Source organism: Xanthomonas sp. NCPPB 3218 (assembly GCF_056725185.1).
This window is the reverse complement of record NZ_CM161516.1, coordinates 1,617,663-1,635,348: the sequence shown is the minus strand read 5'-3', so window position 1 is coordinate 1,635,348 and position 17,686 is coordinate 1,617,663. Positions and strand designations below refer to the sequence as shown.

Sequence of the window (17,686 nt, the reverse complement as noted above, 5' to 3'; positions counted from 1 at the left end):
CCCGACCACGCTCGCTACCCTGACCACGCATTATTCCGGTCTCGCATGTCCACTTCCCGCTTCGTCCATCTGCACGTCCACACCGAGTTCTCGCTGGCGGATTCCACCATCCGTGTGCCCGAGAAACCGGATCAGGCTGACCCGAAAAAGGCCAAGCAGGCCAACCTGCTGAGCCGCGCGGTCGAACTCGACATGCCCGCGCTGGCAGTCACCGACCTCAACAACCTGTTCGCGCTGGTCAAGTTCTACAAGGCCGCTGAAGGCGTGGGCATCAAGCCGATCGCCGGCGCCGACGTGATGATCGCCACCCCGGACATGACGCCCTGGCGCATGACCCTGCTGTGCCGGGACCGCGAAGGCTACCTGAGCCTGTCGCGCCTGCTGACCCGCGCCTGGATGGAAGGCCACCGCCCCGAAGGCGGCGTGGCGATCCACCCGGAGTGGCTGCAGAGCGGCCACGCCAACCTGTTCGCCCTGGCCGGGCGCGACAGCCTGGCCGGGCGCCTGTTCGGCGAGGGCCGCGCCGACCTGGCCGAGCAGCAACTGGCCGACTGGCAGCGCGTGTTCGGCGATGGCCTGCACCTGGAACTGACCCGCACCGGGCGCGAAGGCGAGGAACGCTTCAACCAGTTCGCGCTGCATGCGGCCGGTGTGCGCGGCCTGCCGGTGGTGGCTAGCAACGATGTGCGCTTCCTGTACGCCAGCGACTTCAATGCCCACGAGGCGCGGGTGTGCATTTCCTCCGGCCGCGTGCTCGACGATCCCAAACGTCCGCGCGAGTACAGCGACCAGCAATACCTGAAGTCCGGCGACGAAATGGCCGCGCTGTTCGCCGACGTGCCCGACGCGATCGACAACACGCTGGCGCTGGCACAGCGCTGCAACATCGAGATGCGCCTGGGCACCTACTTCCTGCCCGCCTACCCGGTGCCGGAAGACGAGACGCTGGACAGCTGGATCCGCAGCCAGTCGCGCGCGGGCCTGGCCGCACGCCTGGAAAAGAACCCGATCGCGCCCGGCAAGACCCGCCAGGACTATGTCGACCGGCTGGAATTCGAGCTGGACACCATCATCAAGATGGGCTTCCCCGGCTACTTCCTGATCGTGGCCGACTTCATCCAGTGGGGCAAGAACCAGGGCATTCCGATCGGCCCGGGCCGCGGTTCCGGTGCCGGCTCGCTGGTGGCCTGGGCGCTGCAGATCACCGATCTGGATCCGCTGCCGTACAACCTGCTGTTCGAGCGCTTCCTCAACCCGGAACGCGTGTCGATGCCCGACTTCGACATCGACTTCTGCATGGATCGCCGCGACGAGGTGATCGACTACGTGGCGCGCAAGTACGGCCGCGACCGGGTCAGCCAGATCATCACCTACGGCACCATGGCGGCCAAGGCGGTGGTGCGCGACGCCGGACGCGTGCTCGGCTTCAGCTACGGTCTGGTCGACAGCGTCGCCAAGCTGATCCCCAACATCCTGGGCATCACCCTCAAGGATGCGATGGGCGAAGGCAAGGACTCGGAGATGGCCTCGCCGGACCTGATCCAGCGCTACCAGGTCGAAGACGACGTACGCGACCTGATGGATCTGGCCCGTCAGCTCGAGGACCTCACCCGCAACGCCGGCAAGCACGCCGGCGGCGTGGTGATCGCGCCCGAGCCGCTCTCCGAGTTCTGCCCGCTGTTCGCCGAACACGACCAGGACGGACGCGGCAAGAACCAGGTCACCCAGTTCGACAAGGACGACGTCGAAGCGGTCGGCCTGGTCAAGTTCGACTTCCTCGGCCTGCGCACGCTGACCATCATCGACTGGGCGGTCAAGGCGATCAACGTGCGCCACGCACGCGCCGGCATCGACCCGGTCGACATCAGCGCCATTCCGCTCGACGATGCCCCCACCTACAAGGGCGTATTCGCCTCGGGCAATACCGGCGCGGTGTTCCAGTTCGAATCCTCGGGCATGCGCCGCCTGCTCAAGGACGCGCGCCCGGACCGTTTCGAAGACCTGATCGCGCTGGTGTCGCTGTACCGCCCCGGCCCGATGGACCTGATCCCGGACTTCAACGCGCGCAAGCACGGCCAGCAGGAGATCGTCTACCCGGATCCGCGCACCGAAGTCATCCTCAAGGACACCTACGGCATCATGGTGTACCAGGAGCAGGTGATGCAGATGGCGCAGATCGTCGGCGATTATTCGCTGGGCGGCGCCGACCTGCTGCGCCGCGCGATGGGCAAGAAGGTGCCGGCCGAAATGGCCAAGCACCGCGAGATCTTCCGCGAAGGCGCGGCCAAGGGCGGAGTGAGCGCGGCCAAGGCCGACGAAATCTTCGACCTGATGGAGAAGTTCGCCGGCTACGGCTTCAACAAGTCGCACGCCGCCGCCTACGCGCTGGTCAGCTACCAGACCGCCTGGCTGAAACGGCATTACCCGGCCGAATTCATGGCCGCGACGCTGTCCTCGGACATGGACAACACCGACAAGGTGGTGGGCTTTCTCGACGAGGTGCGCAATCTTGGCCTGACCGTCAAGCCACCGCGCGTCAACGAGTCGGCCTACATGTTCGAGGCCGCCAGCCCGGACACCATCCAGTACGGCCTGGGCGCGATCAAGGGTGTCGGCCAGGGCGCCTGCGAGGCGATCGTCGAAGAACGCCAGCGCGGCGGCCCCTACACCACCTTGCTGGATTTCTGCACGCGCGTGGGCACCGCCAAGCTCAACCGGCGCACGCTGGAAGCGATGATCAACGCCGGCGCGATGGACGGGCTGGGCAAGAACCGCGCCTCGCTGATGCTGCAGCTGCCGGAAGTGGTCAAGGCCACCGAGCAGCTGGCGCGCGAACGCGCCTCGGGCCAGAACTCGCTGTTCGGCGGGCCGGACCCGAGCGCGCCGGCGCTGCGTCTGGACCTGCCCGAAAGCAAGGAATGGCCGCTGGGCCAGTTGCTCACCGGCGAGCGCGAAACGCTGGGCTTCTATCTCAGCGGTCACCCGTTCGACCCGCACCGCGACGAAGTGCGCGAGCTGGTCGGCTGCGACCTGGGCGCGCTGGAGAAGATCCTCGCCTCGCAACAACGCGGCGGTGGCGGCGGTGGCGATGGCGAAAAGCGCGCCTGGCGCCCGGAAGTCAGCGCGATCCTGGCCGGCCAGGTGATCGGCGTGCGGCGCAAGGGCGACAGCCAGGTATTCGTGCAGCTCGAAGACGGCCGTGGCCGGGTCGAATGCAGCGCGTTCTCCGATGCGATGGCCGAGTTCGGGCATCTGCTCACCCGCGACCGCATCCTGATCGTCAAGGGCGGCCTGCGCGAGGACGAATTCAACGGCGGCTACAGCCTGCGCATCCGCCAATGCTGGGACTACGAGCAGATCTGCGCCGACCACGCGCAGCGCCTGTCGCTGCGCCTGGACCTGCGCGAGAAACAGGCCTGGAAGCGCATCGACGCGCTGCTGGCCAAGCACCGCCCCGGCAAGACCCCCCTGCGCCTGGACCTGCTGCTGCGCGCCCCGACCGGCGGCGTGGCCGGCATGCTCGACCTCAACGGCAGCCACTCGGTGCGGATCGACCAGCAGCTGATGGACAACCTGCGCGCCGACCCCGCGGTGCGGACCTTGAAGATCAAGTACAGCCCTCCGTGGGCTTGAGGGGCGGGGATTGGACATTCGGGATTCGGGGTTGGCAACAGCAGCCCGGACGCAGCAGCGCCGCTGTTGCCAATCCCGAATCCCCACTCCCGAATCCCTGCCGTGCATCCGAACGGCCCCGTACGGGTCGAAGGCAGCGCTTCAGCTACACTCCCCGCCTTACGTCGACGACACCACTGCATGAATCCTAACTACCTCGACTTCGAGCAACCCATCGCCGATCTGGAAGCAAAGATCCAGGAACTGCGCAAGGCCAGCACCGGTCCTGCAGTCAACGTGGACACCGAGGTGCGTGCGCTGCGCGACAAGCTGCGCGTGCGTACCGCACAGATCTTCCGCGACCTGTCGGCCTGGCAGGTCTCGCAGCTGGCGCGCCATCCGCAGCGCCCGTACACGCTGGACTACATCAACACCATCTGCGACGAATTCCAGGAACTGGCCGGCGACCGCGCCTATGCCGACGACAAGGCGATCGTCGGTGGCCTGGGCCGTATCGATGGCCGCGCGGTGGTGATCATCGGCCATCAGAAGGGCCGCGACACCAAGAGCAAGGTCGCCCGCAATTTCGGCATGCCGCGCCCGGAGGGCTACCGCAAGGCGCTGCGCCTGATGAAGCTGGCCGAGCGTTTCCGCCTGCCGCTGCTGACCTTCATCGACACCCCGGGCGCCTACCCGGGCATCGGCGCCGAAGAGCGCGGCCAGTCCGAAGCGATCGCGCGCAACCTGCTGGAGATGGCCGAACTGAAGATCCCGGTGATCTGCACCGTGATCGGCGAAGGCGGCTCCGGCGGCGCGCTGGCGATCGGCGTGGGCGACCGCACCTTGATGCTGGAATACGGCACCTATTCGGTGATTTCGCCCGAAGGCTGCGCCTCGATCCTGTGGAAGGACGCGGCCAAGGCCAAGGACGCGGCCGAGCAGCTCGGCTTGACCGCCAAGCGCCTGAAAGGCCTGGGCCTGGTCGACAAGGTGATCCGCGAACCCACCGGCGGCGCGCATCGCAATCCCGAGCAGATGGGCAAGCGCCTCAAGGCGGTGCTGCTCAACGAGCTGGAAGCGCTGGAAAAGCTGCCGGTCGAGGGCCTGCTGCAGCGTCGTTACGAGCGCCTGCGCAGCTACGGCGCCTACGAAGGCAACTGATCGGAGGTCTGCCGGGGCGATGGTGCTGCACGCAGCATTGCCAGCCAGCAAGACGATTGCCCACCATGGAAGGACCTGTTCGGATATGAGCCCGCTACTTCTGCTGTCGCTGGTATTGCAGGCCGCCTGCTGCGTACACGTGGTGCGCAGCGGCCGCCCGCTGTACTGGATCTTCATCCTGCTGGCGTTTTCGTTGCTGGCGGTCCTGGTCTACGTGTGCGTGGCGGTGATCCCGGACCTGCGCAACGACCCGACGGCGCGCCGTGGCCTGCGCAAGGTGCGTCAGCGCATCGATCCGCAACGCGAACAACGCGACGCATCGCGCCAGCTGGATGTGGCCGACACTCCCGAGAATCGCCGTCGCCTCGCGCAGACGCTGCTGGAACAGGGTGACTACGCGCGTGCCGCCGAGCTGTATCAGGGCGCGCTGCGCGGCATCTACCAGGACGATCCGGACCTGATGCTGGGCCTGGCCAAGGCCCAATACGGGCTGGGCCAGGCCGCAGACACACGCAAGACGTTGGACGCGTTGATCACGGCCAATCCGAATTTCCGTTCGCACGACGGGCACCTGCTGTACGCGCGCGCAGTCGAAGACAGCGGCAGCATCGACGAGGCGCTGCACGAATACGAGACGCTTGCGCAAGGCTATCCGGGCGAAGAAGCACGCGTGCGTTATGCGCAGCTGTTGTTGCGCGCCGCGCGCCCGCAAGACGCCAGGGCCGTCTTCGAGCAGGTGCTGCGCCACGCAGCCGCCTCCCCCAAGCATTACCAGCGCGAGCAGCGCGCCTGGATCGACCTGGCGCGCAAGGGGCTGAGCGAGCTCGGCGCCCAGGCGTGATCGCCGCCTGACGCGATACTCAAGCGGTGAAACACGGATGGTGAGAGCACCGTGTTCCCAGAAGACTGGTACGCAACGATAGAGTGCCGCGATGCCCAGAAAGCCTGGGATGGCGTCAAGCCTGAAGGCCCGGATCGATCACCTGCTGCAATCGTCGATGCAGCCGTTTCGCAATCGCGCCCTGGCGGAAATCCCTCGACCATCCGCGCCACATCACCGCCGTGCTGCGCAAACACGCCAGCGACGACCGGCGCATCCGGCAAGCGCAGGCACTGCCCGAGTGTTGTGTCAGAACGGCTTGGCCAGCACCAGCCAGATCACCCCGACCAGCAACACCACCGGCACTTCATTGAACAGCCGCAATGCGCGGCCGCTGGGCAGGCTGCGGCCCTGATCCACGCCCTTCAACCAGCGCCCGGCCACGATGTAATGCGCCAGGATCAAGGCCACCGCAAACAGTTTTGCGTGCAGCCAGCCTCCGGCCACCATCGTCGGGAAATCCGGAATCACCCGATAGCCCTGCCACAGCACCGCGCCCAGCAGCAGCGCCAGCCCCAGCATGCTGTGGCCGAATTTGTAGAGGCGGCGCCCCATCAGCACCAGGCGCGTGCGCACCGCAGGCTCGGCACCGGCTTCGGCGATATTGACCAGGATGCGTGGCAGGTAGAACACCGCCGCCATCCACGCAGTGACGAACAACAGATGGAAGGTCTTGATCCACAGGTACAGGGTCATGTGCTGGCTTCGCTGGCTGGCGTAGGATGGCCCGCATTTTCACCTATCCGCCGACGCGAAAGCACCTGACGTCCATGTCCGAACCCGACGACAAGCAGTACGACGCCCACTATTTCCGCCGCTGGTACCGGGATGCCGGGCTGGCCGACCCTGCGCGCCTGCGACGCAAGGTCGCACTGGCGGTGAGCCAGGCCGAGTACTACCTGGAGCGCCCGGTCCGCAGCGTGCTGGATATCGGCTGCGGCGAGGCGGCCTGGCGCGCGCCATTGCTGGCGTTACGCCCCAAGCTGAGCTATCTGGGCTTCGACAGCAGCGCCTATGCGGTGCAGCGTTACGGACGCAGCCGGCAGATCCACCCTGCCCGCTTCGGCGATTTCGCCTGGCTGCGCCCGTGCGCGCCGGTGGATCTGCTGATCTGCTCGGACGTGCTGCATTACGTGCCCACGCGCGAGTTCAACCAGGGCCTGCCGGGGTTGGCCGAGATGTGCGCGGGCGTGGCGTTTCTGGAGACCTTCGCCGAAGAGGATGCCTTCGAAGGCGACCACGATGGTTTTCAGGCGCGGCCGGCGCGCTGGTATCGGCGCCGCTTCGCCAGCGTGGGGTTTGCTGCGCTCGGCTCGCACTGCTGGTTGTCGCCGCAGTTGGCCGATGAGGCGGCTGCGCTGGAGCGCGGCTGAGCAGGACGCTGGCCGGTTGAGGCACGCACGGCGAGTGGCTTCGCCGCGTCTCCTCACCCCCCCCCTCTCCCGCAGGAGAGGGGCTTTAGTTCACGCATCCCTCTGCGCAGGCTGAGCGGCTTCATTCCCTTCTCCCGCCGGGAGAGGGTGCCCCGTAGGGGCGGATGAGGGTACGTGCGAAGCCTGGTGGAGATCGAGCGCTGATGAGGGTTGAGTGCACTGGGCTTTGCCGCGCACCTCACCCATCCCTGCCCTGCAGGAAAGAGGACGCGTCCAGCAGCCATAGGGTTCTGCGACGAACGCGCGCTTTCGGCTCGCGCAGCCATCCAAAGAATTATCACCAACGGCACACCAAATGGCAGCAAATCAGGCCGCTGACGCCTGCCATAAGTCGTATGACAGCCTCTACCGTCCGCAGCCCCATTAAGGTGCAAATGCGCCAAAGGGGGTATGCTGCGCGGCAGCAAAGAGCCGCACGGATGGGTGGAATGCTTTATCAACTGCACGAGCTGACCCGCAATCTGCTAGCCCCTTGGGTGCACCAGGCCCAGGCGAACGCCAAGATGTTCTCCGACCCCGACAGTCTGTGGGCCTCGCTCCCGGGCGCCGAACGCATGGCGGCCAGCAATGAGCTGTTCCATCGCCTGGGCAAGGAATACGAAAAGCCGGCCTGGGCGCTCGACGATGTCGAGGTCGACGGCCATTCGTTGCCGATCATCGAACGCGAGGTGCTGAGCAAGCCTTTCTGCCGTCTGCTGCGCTTCAAGCGTTTCAGCGACCATGTCGAGCTGATCGGCACGATGAAGCAGCAGCCGGCCGTGCTGGTGGTGGCGCCCTTGTCCGGCCACCACGCCACCCTGTTGCGCGACACCGTGCGCACCCTGCTGCGCAACCACAAGGTCTATGTCACCGACTGGGTCGATGCGCGCATGGTGCCGCTGGAAGCCGGCGCCTTCCGGCTCGAGGACTACATCAGCTACATCCAGGAGTTCATCCGTCACATCGGCGCCGAGCGCCTGCATGTGGTGAGCGTGTGTCAGCCCACCGTGCCGGTGCTTGCGGCGGTGTCGCTGATGGCCTCCAACGACGAACCCACGCCGCGCTCGCTGGTGATGATGGGCGGGCCGATCGATGCGCGCCGCAGTCCGACCCAGGTCAACAACCTGGCCACCGAAAATGGCATCGAGTGGTTCCAGAACAACCTGATCCACACCGTGCCGTTCCCGTATCCGGGCCACGGCCGGCAGGTGTATCCGGGCTTCCTGCAGCATGCCGGCTTCCTGTCGATGAACCCCAACCGGCACGTGATGTCGCATTGGGATTTCTACACGGATCTGGTCAAGGGCGACCTGCAGGACGCGCAGGCGCATCGGCAGTTCTACGACGAATACAACGCCGTGCTCGACATGCCGGCCGAGTATTACCTGGACACCATTCGCGTGGTGTTCCAGGACTTCCTGCTGCCGCAGGGCAAGTGGAAAGTGGATGGCCAGCTGGTCAAGCCGTCGGCGATCCGCAATACCGCACTGCTCAGCATCGAAGGCGAACTGGACGATATCGCCGGCCTTGGTCAGACCGAAGCGGTGCACGATCTGTGCACCGGGATCGACGCGGCGCATCGTCGTCATCTGGTGGTGGAAGGTGCCGGTCACTACGGCATCTTCAGCGGCCGTCGCTGGCGCGAAGTGGTGTATCCGCAGGTGCGCGAATTCATCGCTCGCTACGATGCCGACCCGGTCGGCAGCCGCGACCCCGCCACCGTCACCCCGATCCGCAAGCGCGGCAAGCGCGCCTGATCGGCCGACAAAAACGCCCCTTGATCGAGACCGATCAAGGGGCGTTTTTTTATGCGCGGATTTTTGGTTCGCGTAAAGACAGCGCACTGCGTGGCAAGGTGCGTGGCGCCCGCACAAGACAGTTTGCCGGTCGCTTTATTGAAACTGCTTGCCACCACACACACCGACCATCTTCGATGGTCCTTGCCTGCTCACCGTCGCGGGACCTTACGCGGCACGGATGCCGCGTAAGAGCCTACACGGACGTACTTGCGGCGTGTCCTGCGATGGTGGGCGGGCAAGGGCCTGCAGCCAAGCTGCAGATCAAACGCTACGCGGCTAACACCAGGCCTTCGCGCAGCAACGTCGGTCGAGTGCAGTCAAACGCTCGGTTCGTCGAGCGCGCGGTGCCCTCGCCGCTCGCGGGACACGCCGTGAATCCGTCCCTGGAGGCTCCTCAGCGGCATCCATGCCGCTGAGGGTCCCGCAACCGGCGAGCACACCGCACCAGAGAGCTGGTCGGTTGCTTTGTTTAAAACCATGCACACCGACCATCTCCACTGGTCCTTGCCCGCTCACCGTCGCGGGACCTTACGCGGCATGGATGCCGCGTAAGAGCCTACAAGGACGTACTTGCGGCGTGTCCTGCGAGGGTGGGTGGGCAAGGGCCCTGCAGCCAAGCCACAGAGCAGCCGCCCTGCAACCGCTCCATCCGCACTGTCCAACCACCTACACGACTACGGGACTTCAAGTCGTTGCGTCTTTCAGACCTTTCACTACAGACCACGTGACACTGCAGCGATCGCAGCCGCGTGCCGCGTGCCGCACAACCGGCAACCGGCAACCGGCAATCACACGGTGCACTCAGCCTTCACCGTTCTTGACCAGCAGGTGCTTGGCGAACATGCCGTGCAGCTTGCCGAAGGCGCGTGCCAGGTGCAGCGTGACGAACAGCAGCAGCACGCCCACGACGAACAACGGCAGCGTCAGCCAAGCGCTGGTGACATCCACGCCATCCCAGGTCAGCACCGCCGTGTTGTCGAACAGCAGCACCAGCGGTGAAGCGGCCAGGCCCAGCGCCAACGACAACAAGGTGGTGAACACGCTGAAGTAGACGATGCCCAGCGGCAGCATCAGCAGGAAGTACAGCATCGTGCTCCAGGTCCGCGCATCGGTGAACATCGCGCCGATGCGTTGCAGCCAGCCGCCTTGCGCCCCCGGATGGGCGGGACGACGCGGCATGCGCACGCCCAGCAGCGTCTCCACCACGCGGCCTTCCACCAGCGACAGCACCCGCACCGATCCGAAGAACAGCACCAGCAACGGCACGCCAATGATCAGGATCATCAAGCCGGCCGACAGACTCGCACCGGTAATCACCCAGGTGAAATAGAACACGCCGGTGACCAACGACAACAACATGTAGAACAGCGCGCCGTAGCTGCGTGGATCGGCAGCCACGCCGAAGAACCTGCCGAACCATGTGCTGCGTCTGCGCGGCAGCGGCGGGCGCAGTGCACGTGTCACTGTCACTTCGGTTTCGCGATAGATCTCGGCCACTTCATCCGGTGCACCATAGCTGCCTGCCACGCCGGCGATCACCTCCGCTTCGCTCTTGCCGGCCTGCTCGGCCAGTTCGGCGCGTAAGTACTCTTCGGCGTCGTAGAGCGCGTCCTGGATCATCGCCGGGTCCGCGCCGGCCAGGGCCTGGCGCAATTGCGCCAGGTAATCGGGAATGGTGGTCGGCAACGGGCGTGCCTGCGCAACGGTCGTCATGAGTGGGTCCCCTCCAGCACTGAGTCAACGGAATCGCGGGTGGCGCGCCAGGCGGCGGTCCAGTCGCGCAGGCAATCACGCCCGGTTTGGGTGATGCGGTAATAGCGCCGCGGTGGGCCGGACGCCGACGGCTCGACATGGCTTTGCAGTAACCCTGCCCCCTCCAGATTGCGCAGCACCGGATACAACGCGCTCTGCTTGCCGCTCAGCACGCCGTCCAGCCGCTCCATGCGCTTGGCGATCAGATAGCCGTACAGCGGCTCCTCGGCCTGCGCCAGCACCGCCAGCAAGGCCAGCGACACCGTGCCGGCACTCAGCTCTTTCTGAAATTTCCGCAGGTAGGCATCGGGTTCGCTCATCGGCCATCTCCGCTAGGTCGAAGGCAATGCTATTGCGAAGTTGGGTATAGTGGATGTGCCGGTAGTCATGAGGCGGGGATTGGGGATTGGGGATTGGGGATTGGGGATTGGGGATTGGGGATTGGGGATTGGGGATTGGGGATTGGGGATTCGCCGAGCATTCCGGCCGAGAATTTCCTTGCGTTGACTCAAGCGGACTGAAGAAGAACTGACGCATCACTTGCACGCCTGCTTTTGCAAATCCCCAATCACGACTCCCCAATCCCCGCTCATGTGCTTAGAACCATTGGGTTACTCCCTTTGCGGCAGCGCTCCACTACAGTCAGTGCCCACTGAGCCGATACCACTCGCTCAGACGACTCACTTTTTTCGATAGGGCGACACGATGCGACTAGCACGCTTGGCACAGCCGGCCATGGCTGAAACTTCCTTTGGTGCCACCCGGCGCCTGTGCTTGGCGATCGGGTTGTCACTGCCGGGACTGGGGTTTGCGCAGGCGCAGACCGCGCCGGTCAACGCCGAGCAGACCCAGCCGGAGCCTGCAAAGGCTGCGCCCGCCGCTCCGGCAGCGCCCGCTGCCGCGAAGGGTTATCCCCTGGAAGCGCAGGGTTGGGGCGCCAAGCAGGGCGGCAACATGTGGCAGGTGCGTTGGGCCGAAGACTGGTCGTATCTGAAGGATCCGTCCAAGCGCAAGAGTCCGTTCGATCCGCTCAAGTACATCCCGTTCAATGAATCGGGCGATGTATATGTCTCGCTCAGCAATGAATTGCGCGTGCGCAGCAACACCATCACCAATCCCGGTTTGATTCCCGGCAGCCACTCGCAGCAGCAGTATCTGTTGCGCGCGTTCTTCGGCGCCGACTTCCATGTCGGCGAGCATTTCCGTCTGTATACGGAACTGGCGCACGGCAGCCTGGATGGACGCAACGAAGGTACCAAGACCGGCACGCAGGAAAACAACGCGATCCTGCAGCAGGTGTTCTTCGATGTGAAAGGACGCGTCAAAGATGCCGACCTCGGCCTGCGAGTCGGTCGTCAGGTGTTTGTCGATGGCCCCACCACGCTGATGGCATTGCGCGACAACACCGATATCTTCGTGACCTTCAACGGTGTGCGCGCCTGGGCGATCGGCGAAAAGACCCGTGTGGACCTGTTCGATTTCAACTTCAACCTCGATGGCACCGAAGGCCTGGGCGACGATCGCATCGACCGCTCGCGGCATTTCCGCGGCGTGGTCGGCGGCTATCGCATGCCGACCGCCAAGCCGATGTACCTGGAGCCGTTCTTCTATCAGTTCCGCAACGACAATCAGGTCTGGGGCCGGCAGACCGCCGAAGAAAACCGCAACTATTACGGCCTGCGCCTGTGGGGCAATGTGGGCAAGCTGCGCACCGACTCGTTCGTGACCGTGCAGCGCGGCAGCTACGGCGGGCGCGATCTGCGTGCCTACATGGCCAGCACCTCCAATGCCTGGACGCTGAGCGAATCGGGCTGGAAACCGCGGCTGGGCTTCCATAGCGAAATCGCTTCCGGCGGCGGTGGCACCTCCGGCACCGGTACGCTGCGCAACAACAACTTCCTGTACGGCAATACGATCTACTTCAGCTGGGCCACGTTCTTCGGCCCGGTCAACCTGGTCACCGCCGCGCCCACGTTCACCTTCTCGCCCACTTCCAAGATCACCGTGAACCTGGAATGGGAAACCCTGTGGCGGCAGACCACCAGCGATGCGATCTACAACAACCAGGCACGCGCCTACGCCCGCACGCAGAGCACCGGCGAGCGCCGCATCGGCACCATGCCGCGCATCAACGCCACCTGGAACATCGACCCGAACTGGTCGGTGACCTTCCGCGCCGAACACCTGATGGCCGGGCCCGCGCTCGAAAAGGCCGGTTACGGCGATTCGACCTTCGTGATGGGCTGGTTGAACTTCCGGTTCTAAGTAGGGGCATCACGCTGATGTAGTGCCTGACAACGCCACCCGGGATCCGTTCCTGGGTGGCGTTGCCCGTTATGCAATCAGCGACGCGTGCTTGCCTGCCCTGGTGTCGCCTTCTGCAGCCGCAAGTGTCACGGCTTGCCCTGCATCGCTGCTGCCTGTGCCACCTTGCTTGCCGCCAATGGCATCTGCAGGTTGGCGTGATCGCTGCGCGCGTAACGCGGCAGTTCTAGCGTCTTTCCATCTTTTACAGCGGTGATGTCGCGCCCTGGTCGGATCAGCGTGGCGGGCAGTTGATCCAGGCGCTGCGCCAGCGTCTGTTGCTCGGCAGGATGCGCACGTAGCCACAGCACTGCCGAGGTCAGCCGCGTTGTCGCGGCCAGATCCTGCAACTGCCATTGATACTGCGCGCTATCCATATGCTCCACGTCGGCGAATAGGCAGCCGATTGCGTTAGCGATACAGGCGAAGGTCACTGTTGGCGCGGCAGGTATGGCGCTGGTCGCCACCTTGCGGTCCTGCTCCAGCTGCGTAAGCACGTCGGTGTGGCAGGCCCAGGTGTAATACGGCGCGGTCAGTGCACGGGTTCGTTCAACGTCCAGCAGCGGCGGCACCAACCTGTCGTACCAGCGCCGCTGCTCGCCGCCGGCTTCGACGACCGCGCGGTAATTGGCGCTGACCAAGCGTGCTTCGCCGCGTAGCCCCCCACACAGGCTGGTCTCATCCATCGTCAACGGCGCAAATGCCGCTTGGCAATGCGCAGGTAATGGCTGGGTGGACGGCAGTTCGCTCAGCATGCCGGTGAACAGCTCGGCGTTACCGCGCAACATGGCTGCCCCGATCATCGTCGCGATCAGTGTGTCCTGACCGCGCAACAGCACGCGCGCCACCTGTGCGTCCGCACACACACCAGACAACGCAGCCTGCTGGCGGCCCTGGACGAAGTCCAGCGCGTGCTGGGTCATCGGCACACTCAACCCCTGCAACTCCGGCAGCGGTGTGTCGGCACGGGTCGGAAACAGATTGCGGTAATAGTCACGCGATGACAGCGTGGCGGCGCGCTGCAACAGCGGTGCCTGTGACATCAGCGCATCGGCATAGGCCTGGGGCTGAGCGCGCACCTTGTCCAGGCAGTCTGGAGTGGACCAGTTGCACTTGGGCGGTGCGGCGGCTGGCCACGGCGGCGTGCGCGGATAGCGCGCTGCGTCGCTGACAAAACCGGTCGCAGTCCTGGCGTTCGCAAACCTTTGCAGATCGCGTGCCATCACGACGTCCTGTTCGGTAGCCGGCACGGCATACGGCAGCAACCAGAGTGCAGCAAATAGATTCGAGCCTGCCGGCGGTGCGGCTGGTGGTTGATCGATCTGCGCCAACGCCTGGCGCTGCGCGCCAGGAATCGGCCAGCGCGCGGAGATCGCGTACAGGGCCACCAGCAGGGCGATCAGGATGCATAGCCCCAGCAGGGCCGACTTGAGGAATTTCGCGAGCATGCGGGGGCAACCGTCCGTGGATGAGCTGTGTCATCTTAGAGCGGCCCGGACAGAGCCGCGAGTGGCATACGCCGATGCGCACTTGCCGTCTCCCCGGCGAACAAGGCGCACCGCGCGCCTGCACCGGACGCGGCCGAATGCCTACAATGCGCGTATGTCCGAATCCCCCACTCCGCCCACCCGCCCTTCCCTGCAACGCGTCTTTCTGACCGGTTTGCTCACCCTGCTGCCGGTCTGGTTGACCTGGGTGGTGGTGAAGTTCGTGTTCTCGCTGTTGTCGGGCATCAGCAGCCCATGGGTGGTGCCGTTGTCCGAACGCATCGCTGCCTCGTTCCCCGACTATCTGGGCTGGATCAAGGCACTGTGGGTGCAGAACACCATCGCGCTGATCGCCACCGTGGGCGCGATCCTGTTTGTCGGCATCCTGAGCCGGCGGGTGATCGGCCAGCGTCTGCTGCGCTGGTTCGAGGCGATCATGCGGCGCATCCCGCTGGCGAGCGTGGTGTACGACAGCGCGCGCAAATTGCTCGACATCCTGCAGACCCAGCCCGGCAGCACCCAGCGCGTGGTGCTGATCGACTTCCCGCACCGGGACATGAAGTCGGTCGGTCTGGTCACGCGGGTGATCAAGGAACAGGGCACCGGCCGCGAGCTGGCAGCGGTGTACGTGCCGACCACACCCAACCCGACCTCCGGCTATCTGGAGATCGTGCCGGTGGAGCTGCTCACGCCGACCGACTGGAGCGTGGACCAGGCGATGAGCTTCATCATCTCCGGCGGCGCAGTGGCGCCCGAATCGGTTCCCTTTACCCGTACCGCGGATCGCTAACGCCATGACACAGGTGCGCACCCTCGACGATCGTGCGGTTCGCCTGTTCATTGCGCTGGCCGCGTTCTTCTGCGTCAACGCGGCATTGGCCGAGTTCATCGGGGTCAAGATCTTCGCGCTGGAAGACACCCTCGGCATCGCGCCGCTGAACTGGAACCTGTTCGGCCAGACCGGCTCGCTCAGCTTCACCGCCGGCACCTTGCTGTGGCCGGTGGTGTTCATCATGACCGACACCATCAACGAGTTCTTCGGCAGCCGCGGGGTGCGTTTCATCTCGTGGGTGGCGGTGGCGCTGATCGGCTACGGCTTCGTGTTCGCGTTCGCCGCCATCGCACTGGCGCCGGCGGCTTGGTGGGTCACGGCGGCGCAGAGCCAGGGCGTGCCCGACTACCAGGCCGCCTTTGCAGCGGTGTTCGGCCAGGGGCTGTGGACGATCGGCGGCTCGCTGGTGGCCTTCCTGTTCGGCCAGTTGATCGATGTGTCGGTGTTCCATCGCATCCGCCGCGCCACCGGCGAAAAGCACGTGTGGCTGCGCGCCACCGGCTCCACGGCGGTGTCGCAGTTGGTGGACAGCTTCGTGGTGATCTACATCGCCTTCGTGCTCGGCCCGCAGCATTGGTCCACCGACCAGTTCCTGGCTGTGAGCACGCTCAACTACGTCTACAAGATGGGCTTTGCGATCGCACTGATCCCGCTGCTGTATCTGGCGCGCCGCGCCATCGGCGCATACCTGGGCGCCGAGCGCGCCGAGCAACTGCGCGAAGAAGCCGCCGCCGGCTGACAACGCAAGACCTGCCGACCGCAGCACTGCCAGGCGAGGACCCGCACCCGTGGCGTTGGCTCGCACTCGGCCTCATCGGTCCTGCATGTCGCCTGCTTGACGACCGCTGGCTGCGTTTACCGATCATGCAACGCCCGCAGCGACCGCCCATCGAAATTTTGTTCAATCCGTCGCCGCGCTCGCTGGCCATGCTGTTGCGCCCCGCTATGGATTCCGTGCCATGGACCATCTTGTCGCAATGGCCAGCTTCGCGCTGGTGTGCTCGATTTCGCCCGGGCCGGTCAACCTGGTCGCGCTGAGCACCGGCGCCAGCGCCGGCGCGCGTGCCGGGCACGGCCATGTGATCGGCGCCACCGTCGGCTTCGTCGCGCTGCTGTTGCTGGTGGGCACGGGACTGCAGCAGGTGCTGCTGCGCTGGCCGCTGCTCGGCCGTGCATTGCATCTGGCCGGGGTGGCGTTTCTGCTCTATATGGCCTGGCGCCTGCTGCGCGACGATGGCGTCATCCAGACCACCGGGACGCGCCCGGCGGCCTCGTTCTGGACCGGTGCGGCGATGCAGTGGCTCAACCCCAAGGCCTGGTTGGCGGCGACCTCCGGCGTTGCCCTGTATGCGACCGCAGGCACCACGCAGCTGGCGGGTTTTGCGGCGTTGTATGCGCTGATCTGCTATCCCTCGCTGGGGTGCTGGTTGCTGGCCGGCGCCGTGCTGCGGCGGCATGTGCAGGTGCCAAGGCAGCTGCGGCGGTTGAACCGGGTGTTGGCGGCGCTGCTGGTGCTGAGCGCGGTCTATCTGCTGACCGAATGGGGCACGGCATTGCGGTAACGCCCTGGCGTCACCGCCCAGGCACGTTTGAAGCTGCGCTGCAGATGCGCCTGGTCGGCGTAGCCATGCGCGTAGGCGACCTCGGCAATGTCACCGCCGCGCCGCAAGGCCTCGCGCGCACGCTGGAAACGGCAATCCAGCAGATACGCATGCGGGGTCAGCCCGTGCGCCTGACGGAAGCCGCGAATCAAGCGCGGCGCTGGCATCCCGGCCAGCGTGCACAGCTCGCGTAGCGAGACCGCACGTGCATGATGGGTCTGCAGATACTCGGCCACCCGCTGCATCGGCCCGGTATCGACCGCAAGCGCACGACTGATCGGCTCCACATGCAGATGCAGCCGCGCCACGAACGCGATCAACGCACTCTCGCGTGCCAGCGCATCGGCGTTGCCATCGGTCAACACGGCATGCATGCGCTCGAACGCGGCATAGGCAGCCGGGGTCTGGCACAGCGGCGCTGCCAGCATGTGCACATCCGCATTGGCGGCCAGGCCGAGTGCGCGTTGTTGTTCGCGCAGCCACGCCACGTCCAGATACAGCATGCGGAACGACCAGTCCTGCTGCTGATCCGGATTGCAGGCATGCACATCGCCAGGGTTGATCAGGGTCAGCGACCGCGCCCCCACCTGCGCTTGCATGCGTCCATTGCGATAGCGCGCCAGCCCGCGATCGATCGCGCCCACCGACCATTGCTCATGCGTATGCGCGGCATAACACAGGCTGCGGCTGTTGATCACCTGGCGCAGTTCGACGAAGGGCAACGCCGGATCGCGCCAGAAGCCCTGCCCACCCTGCACGGGCAGCTGCGTCCCGCATGTCGATTCATCCCTTGGCATGTGCGCAAGCCTATCGCACTGCAACATGCCTGCGTGCTGCAGGCGCGCG

The 17,686-nt window shown here is 65.4% G+C and carries 14 protein-coding genes; 9 read left to right on the top strand and 5 right to left on the bottom strand.

Annotated elements, in window-relative coordinates; all coding sequences use genetic code 11:
• Nucleotides 1–45: 45 nt before the first annotated feature.
• The 3 genes from dnaE to AC1PLS_RS07085 all read left to right on the top strand — a co-directional run bounded on the left by dnaE (nt 46) and on the right by AC1PLS_RS07085 (nt 5,614).
• The gene (dnaE, locus tag AC1PLS_RS07095) at nt 46–3,633 is read left to right on the top strand and encodes a DNA polymerase III subunit alpha (RefSeq protein ID WP_065031798.1); all 3,588 of its coding nucleotides are present in this window, start codon (nt 46–48) and stop codon (nt 3,631–3,633) included.
• A 180-nt stretch (nt 3,634–3,813) separates the two neighbouring features.
• A complete protein-coding gene (locus tag AC1PLS_RS07090) occupies nt 3,814–4,773 on the top strand; it encodes an acetyl-CoA carboxylase carboxyltransferase subunit alpha (protein ID WP_016902405.1) in 960 nt (319 codons plus the stop codon).
• A gap of 85 nt (nt 4,774–4,858) precedes the next feature.
• On the top strand, nt 4,859–5,614 hold the full coding sequence (locus AC1PLS_RS07085) for a tetratricopeptide repeat protein (RefSeq protein ID WP_167762836.1): 756 nt from the start codon (nt 4,859–4,861) through the stop codon (nt 5,612–5,614).
• 288 nt (nt 5,615–5,902) lie between these two features.
• Here the strand turns inward: AC1PLS_RS07085 and AC1PLS_RS07080 are convergent, their stop codons facing one another.
• Nucleotides 5,903–6,349: a CopD family protein gene (locus tag AC1PLS_RS07080; RefSeq protein ID WP_016902407.1), complete on the bottom strand. Its 447-nt coding sequence runs from the start codon at nt 6,347–6,349 to the stop codon at nt 5,903–5,905.
• A 74-nt stretch (nt 6,350–6,423) separates the two neighbouring features.
• Between AC1PLS_RS07080 and AC1PLS_RS07075 the strand changes: the two genes are divergently transcribed.
• The gene (locus AC1PLS_RS07075; RefSeq protein WP_039530076.1) at nt 6,424–7,026 is read left to right on the top strand and encodes a methyltransferase; all 603 of its coding nucleotides are present in this window, start codon (nt 6,424–6,426) and stop codon (nt 7,024–7,026) included.
• A 488-nt stretch (nt 7,027–7,514) separates the two neighbouring features.
• Complete coding sequence (locus tag AC1PLS_RS07070; protein ID WP_065050133.1) at nt 7,515–8,822, top strand: polyhydroxyalkanoate depolymerase; 1,308 nt, start codon at nt 7,515–7,517, stop codon at nt 8,820–8,822.
• A gap of 843 nt (nt 8,823–9,665) precedes the next feature.
• On the opposite strand, the gene AC1PLS_RS07065 is transcribed toward AC1PLS_RS07070, so the two are convergent.
• Both AC1PLS_RS07065 and AC1PLS_RS07060 read right to left on the bottom strand, forming a co-directional pair.
• The gene (locus AC1PLS_RS07065) at nt 9,666–10,577 is read right to left on the bottom strand and encodes a sensor domain-containing protein (protein WP_440584358.1); all 912 of its coding nucleotides are present in this window, start codon (nt 10,575–10,577) and stop codon (nt 9,666–9,668) included.
• A complete protein-coding gene (locus AC1PLS_RS07060; protein ID WP_016904272.1) occupies nt 10,574–10,936 on the bottom strand; it encodes a PadR family transcriptional regulator in 363 nt (120 codons plus the stop codon). The genes AC1PLS_RS07065 and AC1PLS_RS07060 overlap by 4 nt, the downstream gene beginning before the upstream one ends.
• A 385-nt stretch (nt 10,937–11,321) precedes the next feature.
• On the opposite strand from AC1PLS_RS07060, the gene AC1PLS_RS07055 reads away from it, so the two are divergent.
• Entirely contained in the window at nt 11,322–12,881 is a 1,560-nt protein-coding gene (locus AC1PLS_RS07055; RefSeq protein ID WP_180968785.1) for an alginate export family protein, read from the top strand.
• 128 nt (nt 12,882–13,009) lie between these two features.
• Here AC1PLS_RS07055 and AC1PLS_RS07050 read toward each other — a convergent pair whose 3' ends face one another.
• The gene (locus AC1PLS_RS07050) at nt 13,010–14,368 is read right to left on the bottom strand and encodes a hypothetical protein (protein ID WP_434982509.1); all 1,359 of its coding nucleotides are present in this window, start codon (nt 14,366–14,368) and stop codon (nt 13,010–13,012) included.
• Between the two features lie 154 nt (nt 14,369–14,522).
• Here AC1PLS_RS07050 and AC1PLS_RS07045 point away from each other — a divergent pair, with 154 nt between their 5' ends.
• From AC1PLS_RS07045 to AC1PLS_RS07035, 3 genes are all read left to right on the top strand, one after another.
• Nucleotides 14,523–15,197, top strand: coding sequence for a DUF502 domain-containing protein (locus tag AC1PLS_RS07045; RefSeq protein ID WP_024940643.1), 675 nt, complete (start codon nt 14,523–14,525; stop codon nt 15,195–15,197).
• 4 nt (nt 15,198–15,201) lie between these two features.
• The gene (locus AC1PLS_RS07040; protein ID WP_024940642.1) at nt 15,202–15,978 is read left to right on the top strand and encodes a queuosine precursor transporter; all 777 of its coding nucleotides are present in this window, start codon (nt 15,202–15,204) and stop codon (nt 15,976–15,978) included.
• Between the two features lie 220 nt (nt 15,979–16,198).
• Nucleotides 16,199–16,801 (top strand): LysE family translocator, encoded by a 603-nt coding sequence (locus tag AC1PLS_RS07035; protein WP_481104303.1) that lies wholly within the window; start codon nt 16,199–16,201, stop codon nt 16,799–16,801.
• Here the strand turns inward: AC1PLS_RS07035 and AC1PLS_RS07030 are convergent.
• Nucleotides 16,765–17,562: an AraC family transcriptional regulator gene (locus AC1PLS_RS07030; RefSeq protein ID WP_172454423.1), complete on the bottom strand. Its 798-nt coding sequence runs from the start codon at nt 17,560–17,562 to the stop codon at nt 16,765–16,767. The genes AC1PLS_RS07035 and AC1PLS_RS07030 overlap by 37 nt on opposite strands.
• Nucleotides 17,563–17,686: the final 124 nt, after the last annotated feature.

Bases quoted from the DNA above. Each gene is read 5' to 3' on its own strand.
- AC1PLS_RS07085 (WP_167762836.1), top strand. From the start codon at position 4,859: ATGAGCCCGCTACTTCTGCTGTCGCTGGTATTGCAGGCCGCCTGCTGC.
- AC1PLS_RS07060 (WP_016904272.1), bottom strand. From the start codon at position 10,936: ATGAGCGAACCCGATGCCTACCTGCGGAAATTTCAGAAAGAGCTGAGT.
- AC1PLS_RS07075 (WP_039530076.1), top strand. From the start codon at position 6,424: ATGTCCGAACCCGACGACAAGCAGTACGACGCCCACTATTTCCGCCGC.
- AC1PLS_RS07070 (WP_065050133.1), top strand. From the start codon at position 7,515: ATGCTTTATCAACTGCACGAGCTGACCCGCAATCTGCTAGCCCCTTGG.
- AC1PLS_RS07045 (WP_024940643.1), top strand. From the start codon at position 14,523: ATGTCCGAATCCCCCACTCCGCCCACCCGCCCTTCCCTGCAACGCGTC.
- AC1PLS_RS07040 (WP_024940642.1), top strand. From the start codon at position 15,202: ATGACACAGGTGCGCACCCTCGACGATCGTGCGGTTCGCCTGTTCATT.
- AC1PLS_RS07080 (WP_016902407.1), bottom strand. From the start codon at position 6,349: ATGACCCTGTACCTGTGGATCAAGACCTTCCATCTGTTGTTCGTCACT.
- dnaE (WP_065031798.1), top strand. From the start codon at position 46: ATGTCCACTTCCCGCTTCGTCCATCTGCACGTCCACACCGAGTTCTCG.
- AC1PLS_RS07035 (WP_481104303.1), top strand. From the start codon at position 16,199: ATGGACCATCTTGTCGCAATGGCCAGCTTCGCGCTGGTGTGCTCGATT.
- AC1PLS_RS07050 (WP_434982509.1), bottom strand. From the start codon at position 14,368: ATGCTCGCGAAATTCCTCAAGTCGGCCCTGCTGGGGCTATGCATCCTG.
- AC1PLS_RS07055 (WP_180968785.1), top strand. From the start codon at position 11,322: ATGCGACTAGCACGCTTGGCACAGCCGGCCATGGCTGAAACTTCCTTT.
- AC1PLS_RS07065 (WP_440584358.1), bottom strand. From the start codon at position 10,577: ATGACGACCGTTGCGCAGGCACGCCCGTTGCCGACCACCATTCCCGAT.
- AC1PLS_RS07090 (WP_016902405.1), top strand. From the start codon at position 3,814: ATGAATCCTAACTACCTCGACTTCGAGCAACCCATCGCCGATCTGGAA.